Origin of the sequence: Streptomyces sp. NPDC044571, from assembly GCF_040647115.1 — a bacterium.
Classification (GTDB): domain Bacteria; phylum Actinomycetota; class Actinomycetes; order Streptomycetales; family Streptomycetaceae; genus Streptomyces.
On record NZ_JBEZBN010000160.1, the window covers coordinates 1 to 1,009 of the forward strand.

A 1,009-nucleotide genomic window follows, 5' to 3' on the forward strand; every position below is an offset into this window, starting at 1 on the left:
GCTCCCCCGGGGCCGCGGCCCGCCCCGCGTGGGGGGGAGCCGCCGGGGGGCCGGGAGCCGCGGTCGGCGGCCCGGAGCCCGGAGGCCGCGGTTCACGCGGCTGTGGGGTTTCGGCAGCCGTGAGGTTACGGCGCCATCTCGTACGCCCCCGACAGCGCCTCCACGCGCTCCCAGACGCGGGCCGAACGGGCCTCGTCGACGACCGGCCGGCGGACCGCGCCGAGCGCCCAGCTCTGCTGCTGCTCGGTGGCGGAGTCCTTGCCGTACAGCTCGACGGCGTGCGCGGAGAAGTCGCGTACGAGGACGGAGAACAGCTCGTCGAGCACGTCCTCGTCCAGGCCGGTCAGGCGCGCCTGCTCCAGGATCAGCTGGCCGTGGACGACGAGCGCGAACAGCTGGCCGACGGCCAGGAGGAGGTCGAGGTCGCGGCTCTGCTCCTCGTCGGGGGCGGCGGTGGTGACGAACTCTCACAGGGCGTCGGCCTGTTCGCGGAAGCGGCCGACGTTCGGCACCTCGGCGTACGCGTCGTACGCGGTGCGACAGTCGTGGAAGCGCACTGAGCCCAGGCCGCGGGCCGGTCCCTGCCGGAAGAGGAACGCGTCGTCGGCCGCGTCGAGACGGGTCGGGACCGGCGCGTACTCGGCCGGGTTCAGCAGGTGGTTGTGCATGAACTTGAGGATGAGCGCGAGGTTGACGTGGACCGTCCCCTCCAGCTTGGGCAGTCCGCGGATCTCGACGGCGGCCTCGGCGAAGTACGTGTCCTTCTCGAAGCCCTTGGCGGCGATGACGTCCCACATGAGGTCGATGACCTTCTCGCCCTCCGTGGTCACCTTCATCTTCGTCATCGGGTTGAAGAGGAGGTAGCGGCGGTCGTCGGGGCCGGCGGTGCGGAAGTAGTCGACGGCGCGGTCGCTGAACAGCTTCATCCCGACGAGCCGGACGTACGCGTCCGTCCCGACACCCCCGGGCTCACCCGCCGCGAGATCCACGGCAAGCTCGGCCTGCGCGG

The 1,009-nt window shown here is 72.1% G+C and carries 1 pseudogene; it reads right to left on the minus strand.

Features of this window, described 5'->3' with window-relative positions:
• Window positions 1–125 precede the first annotated feature (125 nt).
• Window positions 126–1,009: pseudogene (locus AB0B01_RS30980) on the minus strand (acyl-CoA dehydrogenase); the annotation flags it as partial.